Below are 16,778 nucleotides of genomic sequence, written 5' to 3'. Positions count from 1 at the left end.
AAAACCGCCCCGCAGTTCGCGGGACGGCTTTGATGGCGCCGTTTTACGGGGCAGGTGCATTGCATCCGCCTGCTTCATCGACGGGAGAGAAGGACGGAATGCAAGGGCTGCCCTTTTCGTTATGGCAGTTTCGGCGTGTTTTGCGGAACCGTTCTTGCTTTCGTTGCTTGTTCGAAGGCATAAGCCAGGTTCAGCAGCTTTTGTTCGCTGTATGCCGGTCCGAAGAATGAAATGCCTACCGGCACGCCCGCTTCCACGGTACCCGCAGGGACGGTGACTTCAGGGAATCCGGTTGCCGACGCGACGTAACTTGCAGCGTAGGTGTCGTACGCCGTACATACGTAGGTCGGGTCTTCTTTGTCGAACCGGTTGGATGCCGGGCAGGACATCGTCGGGAATACGATCGCATCCAGCTTGTTCTTTTTCATGATGTCCATGATTTCTTTGCGCGTTTTGGGAATTTCTTGGTGCACGATTTTTTTGTATTCTTTCGAATTCAATGTGTCGGCTTTGGCAAGCGCCGTTTTGAGGCCTTCAAGACGTGCCGGGTTGACCGGCGTCGCCGAATTCATCACTTCGGGCGACTCGCTGATGGCGATGACTTCCTGCAGCGTTTTCGGTCCGCCGGCAGGCAGCATGCCCAAATATTTTTCGAATTGGGTTTTGAATTCCGCATCGCCTACAGGCCCGAGAATCGGCGTCCACAAATATTTCGTCTGGGCGGAATACGATACCGGCACGGCGACGGCTCCCATGCTTTGTATTTTGGCGATCGCTTGTTTCGTGATGGAATCGACCTCGGCATTGTCGCCGAAGAAATCGGTGGCTACGCCGATGCGCGCATGCTTCAGCGAGGAAGCATCCAGGGATTTTGCGTAATCCTGCACGGCACGATGGGCGGTTTGGGTTGCTTTGTCGTTTTTGTCCGTTCCCGCCATGACGCTCAGCACGATGCCGGCGTCCTTCACGCTTCGCGCCAGCGGTCCCGTCACGTCAAGCGACAGGGCGGACGGCACGACGCCGCTGCGGCTGGTCAGCCCAAGCGTCGGGCGAATGCCCACAAGACCGGTAACGTTGGCCGGGCCGCGAACCGAACCGGACGTATCGGTTCCCAGACCGAAAACGGCAAAGTTGGCCGCGACCGCCGCGGCGCTGCCGCTGCTGGAACCGGAAGCGTCGCGGTTCAGGTTATACGGGTTGAGCGTCAAGCCTCCCATCGAGCTGTATCCCAATCGGCCGTAGGAAGCGGCAAGCTCGGACATGTTCGTTTTGGCGATGACGATCGCCCCTGCGTCGATCAATTTTTGCACGGTAAACGCGTTTTTGGACGGGTAGTCGTTTTTCAGGGCTACCGATCCGGCCGTCGTCGGCATGCCGACCACGTCGAAATTGTCTTTGACGACAAACGGAATGCCGTGAAGCTTGCTTCTCGGCCCTTTCGTTTTGCGCTCCGCATCCAGCTTTTTGGCGGTCTCCAAGGCTTTGTCGTTGACCGTAATGATGGAATTGATGGCGGGACCTTGCTTGTCGAAGGCCTCGATGCGTTTCAGATAGTATTCGACCAGCTCCTCGGAAGTGATTTGGTTCGTATCCAAAGCGTTTGCGATTTCGTCGATGCTTTTTTCGAACGGATCAAACGCCGGTTTTTCTGAAGCTTCCGCGTGTGCTTGGTTCCATGGCAGCAGGGCCGCCACGAGCAAAATGGCCAGCAGCGCTTTGAAATGAAAATGCTTTTTTCTCACGTTGTCATACCTCCTGATGTCTTTTGTCATTGGCCGTAGTTCTTACAGCATGATTTCTCTCCCAACCTATTTATCGTTATTTACCTACGTTTATTGAATAGCAATAGACAAAAGTCCTGATTATCCGATGCGTTTTTCGACAAAATTTAACAAAACTTCGATACCTGCCGATATATATCCCAGAGAGAAAAATATTCATGCTTAAAACACAGGGATGTTGCAAGATTCGAAATTTGCGGCTTCCTGCACATGGAGGAGAGAAACAACTTGAGAAAGAAATTGCAGTGGAATTTAAAGATGCAGTTCCTGGTCACGATGGTGGCGCTTGTCCTGCTGTCCACGTTGTCGCTGGGTTTTGCCATCAACCAGAAAGTCACGGGGGACATGGAGAAGAATTTCTACGACGCGACCCGGAAGGAAATCATGCAGGTCAGCGGAGCCATGAACCTCTATTTCAGCACCGTCAACGAATCGGTCGAATATTTCGCCAAAAACCCGCTCGTGCAGCAAATCGACGGTTCGATTACTTCATACGTCAACGCGGTAGGCAAAGACGGAACGATCCAAATGACGCCTTCGCAAAAGCCCGGGATCGAATCGGAAATATACAATCTGTATGTGAACTACGCCAAGACGCATCCGAGCATCTCCTACATTTATCTGGGCACGAAGGAGGGCGGATACATCCAATGGCCGGAGGGAACCTCCAAAGACAAATACGATCCGAGAACGAGAGCATGGTATACGCAGGCGATCGAAAATCCGGATAAGGTCAAACGTACGGGCGCATACGCTTCGTTTACAGGCAACGTGCCGATCGTGAGCTCTTCGGTGACCATTAAAGACAAAGCAGGCAACGTCGTGGGCGTTCAAGGCGTGGACGTCAGCCTGGAGGCGCTCACCCAAACGATCAACAACATTAAAATCGGGGAAACCGGCTACGTCATTCTGACGGATGAAACCGGAACGATTCTGGCGAATCCTAAAAACCCGGAAACGAATTTCAAAACGCTGAAGGATTTGAACGTCAAAGCGTTCGCCGATATCGACAAGATGACGGACAAGCATTTCGAAGTCTCGTTGAACGGCAAAAGCTACACCGTCAACGTCTACGTTTCGCCGGAAACGCACTGGAAATACATCGCGATGATGGACAAAAGCGAGATCGCCGAGTCCACGAAGGAGATCCAGCGCATCATTTATCTGGTCATGCTCATCATCGTGGTCATCGTCATTGCGATTTCGCTGTTTATTTCGAGGGCGATCGCTAAACCGCTGAATGCGTCGGTGCATTATTTGCAGCAAATCGGCAGCGGCAACCTGGCGACCGAAATTCCGGAGTCGATGCTGAAAAAAGGCAACGAAACGGGGGCCATGCTCAGGGCGATCAATGCGATGAAAACGGACATTCAAGAGATGATCGGCAAAATTTCAGGTTCGGCGCACATCGTTTCTCAATCGGCGCTCAACCTGAAGGACAGCATGGACCAGACGCAAAAAGCCTCTGCGCAAATTACCGAATCGATCATCCAGCTCTCTTCTGCGGCAAGCGACGAGGCGAATACGGTAATGATGGGATCCGAAAAAGTCGAAGAGCTCGGGGGGGCCATCGATCGGGTCACCGCCTCGACCCAAGAGATTCTCGAATTGTCCCGACGGACCGGAGAACTGAATCAGCGCGGCATCGTTATTGTTCAGGAACTTGTCGGCAAATTCAACAGCACGCTCCAATCTTCGGAGGAAACGGCCCAAGCCATTTCCCAGGTCAGCGGCAGCGCCGGCGAAATCAGCACGATCCTCGACACGATCCTGGAAATCTCGGCGCAAACGAATCTGCTGGCGCTGAACGCGGCCATCGAAGCTTCAAGAGCCGGCGAACACGGCCGGGGTTTTTCGGTGGTCGCCGCGGAAATCCGCAAGCTTGCGGAGCAGTCCGCCGCAGCCGTCAAAAATATAAGCCATATCATTTCGAGCGTAAACGGTCAAATCTCGAGTGCGGTGGAAGCCATCGGCACTTCGCGCGAGCTGTTTTCCGACCAAGAGCAGGCCGTGAGGGAAACCGAATCGATCTTTCATGAAATCATGGTTTCGGTCAACAGCCAGATGAATAAAACGACGGAAGTGGACGAGCATATCCAGGTCATGGTGGAAAAACGCCACGAATTGACCGACGTCTTCACCAATATTTCGGCCATTACGGAAGAAAACGCGGCCATTACGCAGGACGTATCCGCCGCGGCCGAAGAACAGCTTGCCACGATCGAGGATGTCGCCGGCTATCTGACCCAGCTTAAGGGCCTGTCCCGCGACCTTGAAGAAAATATTAGAAAATTTACGATCAACAAATAAAGGATTTTCGGTTCGTTTTCCATCAAAAAGGCCCGGTTCGAGCATCGCTCGATCCGGGCCTTCATATTTTTAGTTTTTAGCCGATCACGTATTCGCGGTAGCGATCATAATCCTTTTGTCTGCATTCAAGCGTGAGGCGGGTCCCCTCGTTTTCATATTCGGTCGCTTGAATGTCCGCGTGCTCGTTTAGATAAGACACCACTTGGCCTTGGTCATAAGGAATCAGCATTTCGCACCGGACGTAATCCTTGAAAATGAAGCTTTTAATAAGATCAACCAGCTCGTCGATGCCGATTCGCGGTTTAGCCGCCAGATATATCCCGTTTTCCTTCACCTCCGGAATGTCCCGGCCTGCCAAATCGCATTTGTTGTAGGCAAAAACGGTCGGAATATCCGTAACGCCGATGTCCTTCAGCGTATTTTCCGTGATTTCGATCAGCTGATCGTATTTTTCGTTGGCAAAATCCACGACATGGATCAGCAAATCCGCCTCGGCGACCTCCTCGAGCGTCGAACGGAAAGCTTTGACCAGATGATGCGGCAGCTTGCTGACAAAACCGACGGTGTCGGTGAGCAGGAAGCTTTTGTTGTCCTCGAGCTGAATGTTCCGCACGGAGGTTTCGAGCGTGGCGAACAGCATATCCTTTTCGAACACGCTTTTTTCTTCGGCGCTTCCCGCCGCCCCGAACCGCTCGATCATGGCGTTCATGATCGTCGATTTGCCCGCGTTGGTGTAACCGACAAGCGAGACGACCGGCAGCTCGTTTTTCTTGCGCTTTTTGCGCTGCGTCTGGCGCTGGAACACCAAAGACTCGAGTTCTTTGTTCAGCGCCGTTATTTTTTCCTCGATCCGGCGGCGGTCCAGCTCCAGCTTCGTTTCCCCCGCCCCTCTGTTTTTCAGGCCGACGCCGCCGCTTTGCCGCCCCAGCGATTCGCGCAGACCCACAAGCCGCGGCAGCATGTACTGCAGCTGGGCCACCTCGACCTGAAGCTGAGCTTCGCGCGTTTTGGCGCGTTTTTCGAATATGTCCAGAATGAGGATCGTCCGGTCGATGACCTTGCATTCCAGGTCGGCTTCAAGGTTCCGCAGCTGGGAAGGGGAAAGTTCGTCGTTAAAAATGATCAGGTTGGCTTCGAGCCCTCTATACAAACCTGCGAGCTCCTCCACTTTGCCCGTGCCGATGTAATGGGATTTGTTGACCCGCTCCATGTTTTGCGTCAGTTGGCCCACGACCTCGACGCCGCAGGCTTCGGCCAGGTTGCCGAGCTCTTCCATCGAATAGTCGAAATCCCGCTGGTTGTTCAAATTGACGCCGACGAGCACGGCGCGTTGATCGATCGTTTCAAGCAATTCAGGTTGTTTCATATAGGAATCCCTCCAAGTGATTATTATTGGCGAAAAACGCAAAAAACCGCAGGCTGCTGCCTGTGGTTGGGGACGAACGGAGAAACAAGCGGCTGCCCGGCGGTCTGCCGCATGCCTAAAAAAGCCTAAAAGGCCTTGGATTCGCATCGATCCGTTAAGTTCAGGAAAACAGCCGCGAATGCAGCCGAAAAGCGTACCTGAAAACAGCAAAGGAGGGGCTTTCGAAGCCTCTCCTTTGCAACCCTTGCGCGCCTCCGCCTGAAACAGACTAGACGGCACGCGTATGAAGATATTGGGTTCATCCGAAGATATGCATACCAATCCCGTTCGCCCTGCACAGCGCAGAGCCTTTGAGCACTATTCAATTAGCGGCACAAAGAGAAAAAACGGAATTTAATATTAATCATAACTTCGCGAACCCTCCGATCATTGTAATTGTTTCCATCTTATCACATGATGGCCGTTTTCACAATCACAAAGTTTTGCGGCAGGTGAGCCGGGCCTACGCCCCCCGGCTCACCGTCGTCCGGTCCCTGCCGTTTTCTTTGGAATGGTACAGCGCCTCATCCGCCCGCATCACAAGCTGTTCGGCGGAATGGCCATGGGCCGGAGATGCCGAAATGCCGGCGGATATCGTAATCGGTTGCCCGGTCGGGCTTTTCGTCACGGCCAGCTGCTCCCGCAGCCGGTCCGCCAAATCTTTGGCCCGGCCCAGGCCGCAATGCCTGATCAGGATGCCGAACTCCTCGCCGCCGTAGCGGAAGCAAACGTCTTCTTCGGAGGCGACCAGCTGCATCAGGCGCGCCAAATAGCGGAGCACTTCATCCCCTATGACATGTCCGTACGTATCGTTCACCTGCTTGAAATGGTCGATATCGATCAAAATGAGCGCAAACGGCACGTTGCTCTTCAGCCAACCGGCCAGCACGCTATCAAATCCCCTGCGGTTGACAAGACCGGTCAGTTCATCGATGTTGACCTCATGCCGCAAATGCGTCAAATCCTGGTTCATGTTTTGCAGCGCAATCTTGACGCTTTGCGATAACAACCTGACCTCGTAATAAGAAGAATCTATGTCGGGAATGTCTTCGGCAGGCACCGGCTTCAAGGTCGCCTCATCCGAAAATTTCGCCAGCGTATGAAGCGGCTTGGCAATCCGGCTTGCGACCCACCAAGCGAGGACCAGAATCAAAATCAGGAAAGGCAGCGAAAACAGCAGCATTCGGTTGACCAAATGACGCAGCGGCTTGTCGATGACTTCATACGGCGTTTGCGAAATGATCCCCCAGGAGCTGCTTGGCTCGTGTGCATACCCCGCCAGAAAAACCCGGCCCAAGGTATTCGTGACCTTTTGGGAGCCGCTCTCGCCCGACACCACTTTCCGCACGACTTCATTTTGAAGGACCTGCTGCCCGACGCGCCTTTGTTCCGGATGGAAAATCAAATCCCCGTTTTCCTCCACAACGTACACGTAAGTGCCGTCGCCGAAAAAATGCTCCTTGAGCATCGTGCTCAGCACGTTTTTTTCCTCCAGGTAGATGGTTCCTCCCACGAATCCTTTATAGTTCCCCTTCTTATCAATGATCGGGGCCGATATGAGAATGATCAGCCGCCCCGTCGTTGCGCGGTAAGGTTCGGAAACGAAAGGTTTTTTCATGGTTACGGCCTTCATGCTCTGTTCGGAGGAAAGCTTGTCCCCCACGATGACTCCCGTCGTGTGCGGACTGATCGCCCGGACCACCCGGTTGTGGTCGGCAATGAGGATCGAGTTGAAATATTGGGTGTTTTCCTGGAACAGATCATCGAACATCTGGGGAGTGATGCTGCCATCGCGGCCGGAAATGTCGGCAATCGCCCGGATGTTTTCCTGCATCGTATTCAGCAGCTCGCTCGTATTGGACGCAAGCTTTTTCGAATACGCTTCGTTTTTGCTCAAATAATTGTCGATCAAGGAAGTACGGTTAACCTGCACGGCAGACGTAATGCTTGTCAGCATCGTAAGCAAAATCGCCGTGATGACCAGCAGCGAAATGGTAAACCGAAGTGTGATTCCTTTTTTGATAACATGCCTCAAAGTGTCTCATCCCGCCTGCTTCTTAAATGTGGAAGATCCTGTCTTCCGTGTCCTAAAGCACATTATACAACAGAGCCTCGTCGCGAATATATAAGAATCGGAAATTGCTTTACGGGATACGGAAAAAAGCTTTGGTCGTCTGGAGCGTACCGCTGGCGACCTCTTCCACGTCCTTTCCCATGCAGGAGGCGATCACCCGGGCAATATGGGCAAGAAAAGCGGGCTCGTTCCTTCCGTCCTTCGGCTTCGGTCTGAGGTCCCGCGGCGTAAGATAAGGCGCATCGGTTTCGATCATGAGGCGATCCAGCGGAATTCGCTGCACAAGGTCGCGCAGATGCCGGCCGCGCCGCTCGTCGCAAATCCAACCGGTAATCCCGATATGGAAGCCCATATCAAGATAAGCCTCAAGCTCTTCCCCCGACCCGGTAAAACAGTGCACCACCGATTTGGCGATCATGTCCGGATAATCCCGCATGATGGCGGCAAAATCGGCATGCGCATCCCGTTCATGCAAAAACAGCGGCATTCCCAGCTCTTCCGCCAATTCGACCTGCTTTCGGAACCATTCACGCTGCACGTCCCGCGGCGAAAAATCCCGGTTGTAATCCAAACCGCATTCGCCGATGGCCACCACCTGGGGCAGCGACGCCAGCTCGCGCAGCCGGTCCAGCGTGCCGCTTTCGCATTCCTTCACGTCGTGGGGATGGACGCCCGCCGTCGCATACAGCTTCCCGGGACGAAGTCCCGCATACCGTGCGGCTTCCTCGCTGCTTCTGACGCTGGTTCCGGTGATGATAAGCGGGAAAACCCCCGCCTCCTCCGCCCGTGCGACGACTTCCTCGCGATCCTTATGGAACGAGCGGTTCGTCAAATTGACTCCGATATCTATCATTTGCGGATGCATGTTTTCTCCTCCATTTTCCATAACATTTTCAAAACCGATTGATGTATAGTATATTATATAAAACAAGAACAAACGTTCGCAATCAGGAGGTGGATATCCTTGGCCAAAAAAATATACGAAACCCAAACCGTCAAACAAACGCTGAACAAGGTGCAGGTAAAAAGCATGCCCTTCGACTGGTCCATCAATCCCTATCGCGGCTGCGCCCACGGCTGCAGCTTTTGCTACGCCAGAGCTTTCCAATCCTTTATCGGACGGGAAGCGGACGATGATTTCCAAAACCGGATCATGTTAAAAACCAACGCGGCCGAAGCTCTGGATGCCCAGCTGTCCAAACTGGCCCAACGTTTCAGCTACGATATCGGCGAGCTGCAAAACCATGTCGGCCTCGTCGTGTTGGGGACGGCGACGGACCCTTATCAGCCGGTGGAAATCAAGGCGAAAATTACGCGTGCTTGCCTCGAGGTCCTGGCCAAATACCGGATCCGCACCAGCATCACCACGCGTTCGCCGCTCATTTTACGCGATCTTGACCTGCTCAGCCGAATGAATATCGATTCGGTCAACATCAGCTTGAATTCGCTGGACCCGGCGGTCATCCGGATGATGGAACCCGGCGCCCCGCTGCCTTATAAAAGGCTGGAAGCCATGCAAAAGCTGTCCGCTGCCGGCGTGCGCGCCGGGCTGTTCATCGCCCCCATCCTCCCCTTCCTGACGGATTCCCGGGAAAGCCTCGAGCAATTGATGACGGCGGCCAAGGATCACCGAGCCTCGTTTGCGATGACCTCGCTTCTTCGGTTGTCCCCGGACGTGAAAGGCTGGTTTCTGCATATGCTGCAAAAACATGAACCGGAGCTGGTCCCCCGCTACAACAGCTTGTTTCAAGGCGCCTATCCCGATCCCCGCTATGCGGATAAGATCAAGCTGCTCGCAAGGGAGCTCAAGCAAAAACTTCAGCTGTACGACGATGAGCCGGAGAAGCGGGGCGCGTCTTCCCCTGCGGCCGAAGCGGCCGTCCCGGCTTCTTCATGGATGCCCGGGCCTGAAGTGGAACAGCTCAGCTTCCCGTTCTGAATGCACGTAAGGCCCCGTGCAGCGCACAGGGCCCTTCTCTCGTCCTATCTAAGGTCTCTGGCCGGAATCGATCCGTTCCAATTGTCGTTCCAGCTCGGCCTGCTCGTATCGTGACAATCCCCCGTTGGAGGAGCCGATATAGAGCTCGCCCCCGGCGCTTTGATTGACAAGTCCTTCGATTCCGTTCCGGTAGCGGGCTTCGGCGAAATCGACGCGCTGGTTCGGCAGCCTGCCCAGCACACTGCCATCTTCTTTGCGCAGCACGAGCAGATCGGAGCCGTAACCAAGCACGAGATGCCGCGAAAGCACGGCAAAGCGGGTTTTGGCCATCTCATCCATCGCGTAGGGGCTTGAGGATTCGCGGGAGGTGACGGGCATCTGCCACAAAAGCGTCCCCTTCTCCCGGTCGACGGCTGCAGGCCTTCCGTCCAGCACGACGTACAGCCGGTTTCCGTCGATCATGCCGTTTGCAGCCTTGCCGGGCAACGTCCATAGACTGCGCCGCAGGACAGCGTCATAAAAAACGGTTTCCTTGACTTTGGAATGGTCGAAATCCCCCGTGCCCTCCGAACGCTGCACCAACAGATATCTTGAGTCATTGGTTGCTTCGAAGCGCTCCTGCGGTTTCCACGGATATTTGCCGAGCACCTTCCCGGTTTCGGTATTCAGCAGCATCCATTCGCTGCCGATCAGGAACCAGCGGCTCGCGTCATGCCGCAGCGGCTGCCGGAGATTTCCGTAACCGAAGTACGGATTCCCCTGAGGATCCTGCTGCACGGCTCCGGCTCCCTGCACGCTCCACTTCTCTTTTCCGCTCAGCGGATCCAGCGCCTTCAGTTTCGAGCCGTCCTGCAGCAAAATGCAGGGATCTTCCGCACCTGTTTCAAGGACTTGCTGTTTGCCCGTCAGCGCTCGGTTCCACCGCTGTTTGCCCGTCGCGCGATCAAGCACGCTGAGCACCCCGGAAGCTCCGTTCGAAGCTGTCTGCTGCAACAGAATGGCGCCTTTGACTGCATGCATCCGAATCTGGCGTTCCTTCGGCAGGCTTTTCTCCCATACGACCTTCCCATCCCGCAAACGGAATTCACGGATGCGGCCTTCATACTTTTCCCGTCCGGGGTCGTATTCGGTATACACCGCAGCCGTGCCGCGGGAAGCGTCAAGCGATGCTCCAAACATCCCGAATCCCGCATCCGCTTGCCACAGCTTCTTCCCCGTGTCCCGGTCAACGGCATAAATGGAAGAGGCGTAATGCATGCCGCTGAATCCGCCGTCGTCGCCGTTGACAAGCAGCACGTCGCCGGTTGCGCCGATCAGATAGGCATAATTCAAATTCCCTTGGTTGCGCCATGCCGGCTTGACGTCCATCGTCGACGGAATCGGCATCGTCAGGAAATCGTATGTAAACCGGTAGTCGCTCCCCGCCGTCCGGTTGAGCTCCAGCCTCCCGTTTGCCGGAAGCATCCACTTCCAAGCCGCAAGCTTTCCCTCGGGAGAGAAGGTGACCGTGAACCGGGCCTGCGGAAGCTCGTAGCGCCAGGTCGTTCCCAGCCGCATCGGTTCGTGCGTTTCCGCGAGATTGGCCGAACGTTCCCTCACGTCGGGCGTCCCCAGCAGCTGCTGAACTTTGGAGGCGGCATCGCCTTCTTCCAGCAGCATTTCGGTTAAATTCCTTGCAAGGTCAACCGGCACGGCGGACCCCCGGCTTAAAATCCCTTTCGGGATCGCGCTTTTGGAAGCAACCGCTTTCGCGTTCACCCATAGAAGCACGGGTCTGTACATCTGATCTTCCCCATGCCATGCCCGGGGGCTGACCATCACGGCCGTCCAATCCCTCCACCCGGCCAGCGCAATGAACCGCGCGCCTTGTCCGGGAGGCGCCCATTTCAAGCTGCTCCCCGGGGCGAGCGACAGCTCGGCATCGGGATGCAGGGTGACGTAAGCCGGCTCCGTCTCCACGATGGACTTGGCCGCGTCGGTCGTATACCAGCGGGGAATCCAGCGGCTGTTCTCGGAATCCGTGGCTGCCGCGGCCAGATCCCCGCCCAGGGAGTCGGCCGGTTGGCCGTCGCCGCTTTCCGCGGGTACGACGTATGCCCATTCTCCGGCGAGCCCGTAATCGGCCGCTCTCAGATCCTCCCACCGGGAAGCAGAGGTCGGCTTCGCGTCAAAATAAGGCGTTTTATACCGAAAAAACAGCTTGATGGCAGGCAGATCCTGCTTTGCCGCATAGGCTTGAGACGATCCCAGCCAACCCGCACTGCCCGGCACGCTCGGCAGCAGCGCGGAGGATACGGCCAGCACCGCAACCCCTGCCAACAGCTTTAAAGGCTTAAATCGCATCATCGGAACCACCTTTTCAATAGATTCCCATTGCCATTGAGACAGCTAGCGAATGACGCATGACGAAAAAAAACGCTCCCGCGTGACGATTCAGGACGAACGTTCGCAAAGTTCCGTCAAAGACCGGAGCACGTATTGGATCAGTTCAGGCAGATCTCCCATCTGTTCCTCGTCGATTTTCCGCTGGAACCTCAGTTCCGCCTTATTTTCATAGCCGCCACTGGCGGCCCCGTAGACGAGGGTCAAGGTTTGCACGAGCGGAATATCCGGCCAGATCGTTTTCAAAATCCGTTCGATCTCCCCGCATTCCGTCTCCGCTTCCGTGACGTTCATCCCGAAGCCGATCTTTAGCCGGCATCCCGGCCGGGCGTCTTCGATCTCCAAAATTTCGGCGGACAAATCGGCAAGGGAAGCTTCCAGGCGGATCTCCGCAAAGACCTCCGGCCTTCCCGCCAATTCGAACCTGATGGCAAACTCCCGGGCCATGACGGACATTTCAAGCCGGTCGTCGCGGCCGATGATCCGGATCAGGCCGTCGATATTGTCGAGATCGTACAATTGGTTTTCAAGAGCCACCTTAAGATTTTCGAAAATCGTCGGGTCGAACATTACCATAAGTCGGCCGCGTATTTCAGTCCAATCTGCTTACGCGCTTCCTCCATCACCTCGGCGACCGCAAGCGACGTTTCGTGGGAATTGATTTTGCTGCAGCGCTTGCCGCGGCAAATCATGCGGATGAATTCCTCCAGCTCGTAATACATCGATTCATGGATTTGCTGCTGGGTTAGGTTCTCCACGCTGCCGTCCCGGTACTGGATTTTGACGTCGTACGGCTGGTTGATCCGGTCGATCACCATCGTTCCGTTTTCCCCTTGGATTTCAGCAGGCAGGAACGAGTCCGATATTTTCGAATACATGACGACCGCATCCATTTCCGGATAACGCATAATGACGCTTCCTTCCCCGTCCACGCCGGAAGAAAGCATGACGCCGAACGCTTTGACTTCTTCCGGTTTGCCGAACAAGGACACCAGCGGATAGATGCAATAAATGCCCAAATCCATCAACGCGCCGTTCGAAAATTCCGGATTGAACGCGTTCAGCACCGTTCCCTGCTTAAACGCGTCGTAACGCGAGGAGTATTGGCAGTAGCTGGCAAAATAACGCCGCACTTGGCCGATTTTGTACAGATTGTCCTTCATGATTCTGAAATTCGGCATGAGCGTGGATTTCATCGCTTCCATCAGCACCACGTTGTTGGCCTCGGCCGCTGCAATCATCCGCCGTACCTCGTCGCTGTTCGAGGCAAGCGGTTTTTCGCACAGCACATGTTTGCCGTGGTTCATGAATAAAATCGCCTGCTCCGCATGAAACGAATTCGGGCTGGCGATATAAACCGCGTCAATGCAATCGCTTGTCGCCATGGCGTTCAAATCGGTATACACCTTCGGTTCGCCGAACTGGGCCGCAAACTCGCGCCCCTTTTCCTCCGTGCGGGAATATACCGCCGTCAATTCGAAATCGTCGTTCTCCGCAGCGGCATGAAGAAAACGCTCCGTAATCCAGTTGGTGCCAATCGTTCCGAATCGGATCAATCCAATCATTCCTTTCCCCAAAAATATATCAGGATATTGCATGAATCATTCCCTTTTAGCAGCCTGAGGTCAAACCTCAGCCGATCTCCGGACCCGCCGCATCGTCCCAGCCGGACGTTTCCTCATCCGCCAGGTTTTGAATATCTTCGGTGCTGATGCTCAGGTAACCGTATCCTTCCTCCTGCTGCAGCTTTAAAGCGCGTTCCTTGTAAAACCTGGCGCTGCTGCCTTCGCCCGTCTCCTCGTCATAGACCAGAAGGATGCCGTCGGTTTTGCGGAACAGCAGGTCGTCCCTGGCCCTGAATTGCCATGGCCCGCTGTAAGGCTGGCGGCTGACCGCCCCATAGTAGTCGATTCCCTGCAAAATCCGGTTGTAGTATTCCTTTTTGTCTTCCTTCCAGTTCTCTTCGGGATGTTCAAAAGCCGTTATGATGGCCACTTTCAGGTCGGGGTAGTCCCGCTTCAAGCCAATCGCCGCTTCGCAGGCCCATAAATCGACGCCGTATTGCCCGGGCGAAATGACCCATTCCAACCCTTCCTCGGCCAGCTGGACGAGCTTGGCGGTTACGGCTTTTTGGATATACGCGATTCCCGGATGCTTTTGCCCGAAAATGTTCAGCTCATGCGCGCGATATCCCGTAACCAGCACATTTTTCATCATAAACCCCTTAATTTCCGCGTAAATTCTGCCTTGCTGCGGGATTTCTGCAAAATCCTCTATGATTGCTTTCCTCCTATCATACCCCGATTCTTTTGGTGATTTCCACTGGTATATCGGAGAATAAAGCAAAAAGAGCCCTGCATTTCCCTATGGAAACGCAAGGTTCTTGAATCGTTACAGCGAGATTTTCACTTCAGCGTTCATGCCGGGCAGCACCTTGGACGACGCCTGGTTGATCGAGATTTTGACGGGAATCTTCTGCGTCACTTTCGTGTAGCTGCCCGTCGAGCCCTGTTGCGGCAGGACGGAAAATACGGAATTTGTCGCATATCCGATCGATTTGACCTCGCCTTCGAAGGTGGCGTCCGGATCGCCGTCGACCGTAACGTCCACGCTTTGGCCGATTCGAACGTCCTTCAGCCGGGTTTCTTTGATGTTGGCGATGACGTACAAATGATCCATGTCCGCTTCCTGCGCAAGCACCTGGCCGGCCTGCACCGGCACGCCCGCGCGCGCGTCGTTTTTGATGACTTTGCCCTTCATCCGCGAGCTGACAGGGATCGTCTTCGTGCCGTCGGACACGCCGCCGACGATGCTTTTGTCGCTTACGTCGACCCCCTCCTGTATGTTCCAGCTTGTCAGCACCCCTGGGGCGGGAGCAACGACGGGCATCATGTCGGCAGCCACGACGGCGTCCTCCGTTTTGATGAAGTTGGCTTTTTCGTAATAAAAATAGGCGCCTGCTCCTATAAAAAAGCAGATGACGAGCACGCCCACAACATTGGCGATGATTAATCGGGTACGGCTAATCATATCGATCGTTTCTCCTTATTTCGTAAAATGTATGGCGCTTGGCGCAAGATCGGCTGATTCAGGTTTCGGCATCATCAGCCGCTTTTCTTTTTGCACAAGCGATCTGCCTTTGCCGGTGACGATTTTCCCTACCGAGGCCAGCAGCATGATCACGCCCACGCAGGCCATGATCGTAAACAGATGGTGATAAGCGCCCAAAATCGCCGCCCTTTTCGTATGAACAATCAGTTCATACGAGGCCATGCTTTGGGCTTGGGCCGCTGGAAGCCCTTCATTGATGAGGCCGCGGGTCATTCCTGCGATTTCCGATTTGGCCTCCCCGCCGAACAAACCGAGACGGCCGCGGATTTCTTCATAATTGACGGCGTTTTGCCGCGTCAAATACCATCCCAGCAGCGGCGTGGCGATTGCTCCCGCAAAATTGCGGATCGAATGCAGCGTGACCGATCTCATCGAAGCTTGGTGGATATCGCCCGCTAGCGCCGTCCCCAGCGCTCCGCCGACAAGCACCATGCTGACGCCGGCCCCGAGCAGCGCGATTTGGAAATACAGCGTCTGCAAGGAAACGTCCGGCCCCATGCCGCGCCACTGCAGGCTGACGTAAATGACGGCCAGCGAACCGGCTAAGCCGAGAATCCCGGCGCCCAGACGGTCAAACAGCCATGTTTTCAAAACGGCCGTCACCACGATGCCGACAAAAAACCAGATGTAAAAATGAACGAGATACCGGTACGGCAGGTTCAGGTTATTCCGCAAAAAGCCGTTGATCCCCGCAATCGCCAAAATGAGGCAGACATGCGAGGCGATCGCCATGACCGTTCCCGAGACCGGTTTTGGCGCCTTCAATGTGCGAAACGGCACGAGCGGATTCGGGGATTTGAGATCCGCGATGATAAACAGAACCAGAAGTATGCCTGCGACGGCCAAAAACGGCCAGACGTACAGCGAGGAAAAGCCTTTGTCCACCAAATTGCACAGCGGCACCGTCAGCGAAAGCATCAGTGCCACGAGCAGGAACAGGTTGAACTTGCCGACAGGCTGCGTCTCATGTTCTTCCTTCCTTTGCGGCAACCCGATAAAGCCGACGAGCAGGCACAAGGCCGTGGAAACGATGTTCAGCATGAACAGCCAACGCCATGCGCCCACGCTCAGCGATACGGAGCCGAAGATGGCGCCGACCGCGCTTGCCCCGAACAAACCGGTGATGACCATCAGCAGGAAATAGTTGCGGATTTTATTGGGAAACGATTTTAAGCTGACGGGCAAAATGGTCAGAAACAAACATCCCGCGCTTAACCCCTGAATGGTTCTCCCGATCGTTAAGGAAACCGAATCCCCCGCAAACACGTTAACCACAGAGCCGACGAAAAATATCGCGACGAACAGGAGATAATTGCTCCGCAGCCCCCATTTCCGGGTGAATGCCGGGCCCAAAGGGACGCCTAAGGCAAAGGCGATGTTGGACAAAGTGGACGGGAGCAGGAGATCGTTCGAACTGAGATCGAGGCCGTTCTGGATAATGACCTGATTCATAATGTAAGACAGATTGATAAAATACTGCGGACCGATCGCAAAGATCGTCAAAATCGAAATGATCAAATACGACGGCAGCGGCATTTTGACCGATTCCGAGATGGCCGCTAGACGGCCCGACGTCGTTTTCATCGGACTCCTCCTTTCTTGTTGGGATCCGCGGGTGATAATCCGCTGTCTCAGCGATTTCTTTCGGAAATGATTATATATTGTAAACAGCAAGTTGTATTATACAATATGTAATTTTGAACATGCAATAGCCAATTTTTGTTTGGAAAAGAAAAAAACCGCCCGAAGGCGGCATATCTCGTTTCTTGATGAGCT

12 protein-coding genes are annotated in these 16,778 nt (G+C 54.7%); 2 read left to right on the top strand and 10 right to left on the bottom strand.

What is annotated here, in order from left to right:
• Positions 1-119 precede the first annotated feature (119 nt).
• The gene (locus MKY58_RS04890; RefSeq protein ID WP_339323686.1) at positions 120-1,742 is read right to left on the bottom strand and encodes an amidase family protein; all 1,623 of its coding nucleotides are present in this window, start codon (positions 1,740-1,742) and stop codon (positions 120-122) included.
• A 267-nt stretch (positions 1,743-2,009) separates the two neighbouring features.
• Here MKY58_RS04890 and MKY58_RS04885 point away from each other — a divergent pair, with 267 nt between their 5' ends.
• The gene (locus MKY58_RS04885; RefSeq protein WP_339323685.1) at positions 2,010-4,091 is read left to right on the top strand and encodes a methyl-accepting chemotaxis protein; all 2,082 of its coding nucleotides are present in this window, start codon (positions 2,010-2,012) and stop codon (positions 4,089-4,091) included.
• Between the two features lie 76 nt (positions 4,092-4,167).
• Here the strand turns inward: MKY58_RS04885 and hflX are convergent, their stop codons facing one another.
• The 3 genes from hflX to MKY58_RS04870 all read right to left on the bottom strand — a co-directional run bounded on the left by hflX (position 4,168) and on the right by MKY58_RS04870 (position 8,435).
• The gene (gene hflX / locus MKY58_RS04880) at positions 4,168-5,457 is read right to left on the bottom strand and encodes a GTPase HflX (RefSeq protein WP_339323684.1); all 1,290 of its coding nucleotides are present in this window, start codon (positions 5,455-5,457) and stop codon (positions 4,168-4,170) included.
• A gap of 502 nt (positions 5,458-5,959) precedes the next feature.
• Complete coding sequence (locus MKY58_RS04875) at positions 5,960-7,531, bottom strand: sensor domain-containing diguanylate cyclase (RefSeq protein WP_339323683.1); 1,572 nt, start codon at positions 7,529-7,531, stop codon at positions 5,960-5,962.
• Between the two features lie 109 nt (positions 7,532-7,640).
• Positions 7,641-8,435 (bottom strand): TatD family hydrolase, encoded by a 795-nt coding sequence (locus tag MKY58_RS04870; protein ID WP_339323682.1) that lies wholly within the window; start codon positions 8,433-8,435, stop codon positions 7,641-7,643.
• Positions 8,436-8,534: 99 nt separating this feature from the next.
• On the opposite strand from MKY58_RS04870, the gene MKY58_RS04865 reads away from it, so the two are divergent.
• Complete coding sequence (locus MKY58_RS04865; RefSeq protein WP_339323681.1) at positions 8,535-9,509, top strand: radical SAM protein; 975 nt, start codon at positions 8,535-8,537, stop codon at positions 9,507-9,509.
• Between the two features lie 48 nt (positions 9,510-9,557).
• On the opposite strand, the gene MKY58_RS04860 is transcribed toward MKY58_RS04865, so the two are convergent.
• From MKY58_RS04860 to MKY58_RS04835, 6 genes are all read right to left on the bottom strand, one after another.
• Complete coding sequence (locus tag MKY58_RS04860; RefSeq protein WP_339323680.1) at positions 9,558-11,855, bottom strand: PQQ-binding-like beta-propeller repeat protein; 2,298 nt, start codon at positions 11,853-11,855, stop codon at positions 9,558-9,560.
• A gap of 87 nt (positions 11,856-11,942) precedes the next feature.
• Positions 11,943-12,461, bottom strand: coding sequence for a hypothetical protein (locus tag MKY58_RS04855; RefSeq protein WP_339325057.1), 519 nt, complete (start codon positions 12,459-12,461; stop codon positions 11,943-11,945).
• Positions 12,461-13,456: a Gfo/Idh/MocA family oxidoreductase gene (locus MKY58_RS04850; RefSeq protein WP_036712271.1), complete on the bottom strand. Its 996-nt coding sequence runs from the start codon at positions 13,454-13,456 to the stop codon at positions 12,461-12,463. Before MKY58_RS04850 ends, MKY58_RS04855 begins: the two co-directional genes overlap by 1 nt.
• 67 nt (positions 13,457-13,523) lie before the next feature.
• Complete coding sequence (locus tag MKY58_RS04845) at positions 13,524-14,105, bottom strand: DUF1273 domain-containing protein (protein WP_339323679.1); 582 nt, start codon at positions 14,103-14,105, stop codon at positions 13,524-13,526.
• A 177-nt stretch (positions 14,106-14,282) separates the two neighbouring features.
• Positions 14,283-14,918: an efflux RND transporter periplasmic adaptor subunit gene (locus MKY58_RS04840; RefSeq protein WP_339325056.1), complete on the bottom strand. Its 636-nt coding sequence runs from the start codon at positions 14,916-14,918 to the stop codon at positions 14,283-14,285.
• Positions 14,919-14,936: 18 nt separating this feature from the next.
• Positions 14,937-16,586 carry an MFS transporter gene (locus MKY58_RS04835; RefSeq protein WP_339323678.1) on the bottom strand — a complete coding sequence of 550 codons (1,650 nt, stop codon included), beginning with the start codon at positions 16,584-16,586 and terminating at the stop codon, positions 14,937-14,939.
• Positions 16,587-16,778: the final 192 nt, after the last annotated feature.

This window comes from Paenibacillus sp. FSL W8-0194 (genome assembly GCF_037969745.1).
GTDB lineage: Bacteria > Bacillota > Bacilli > Paenibacillales > Paenibacillaceae > Paenibacillus_AQ > Paenibacillus_AQ cookii.
This window is presented reverse-complemented; position numbering and strand designations above follow the sequence as displayed.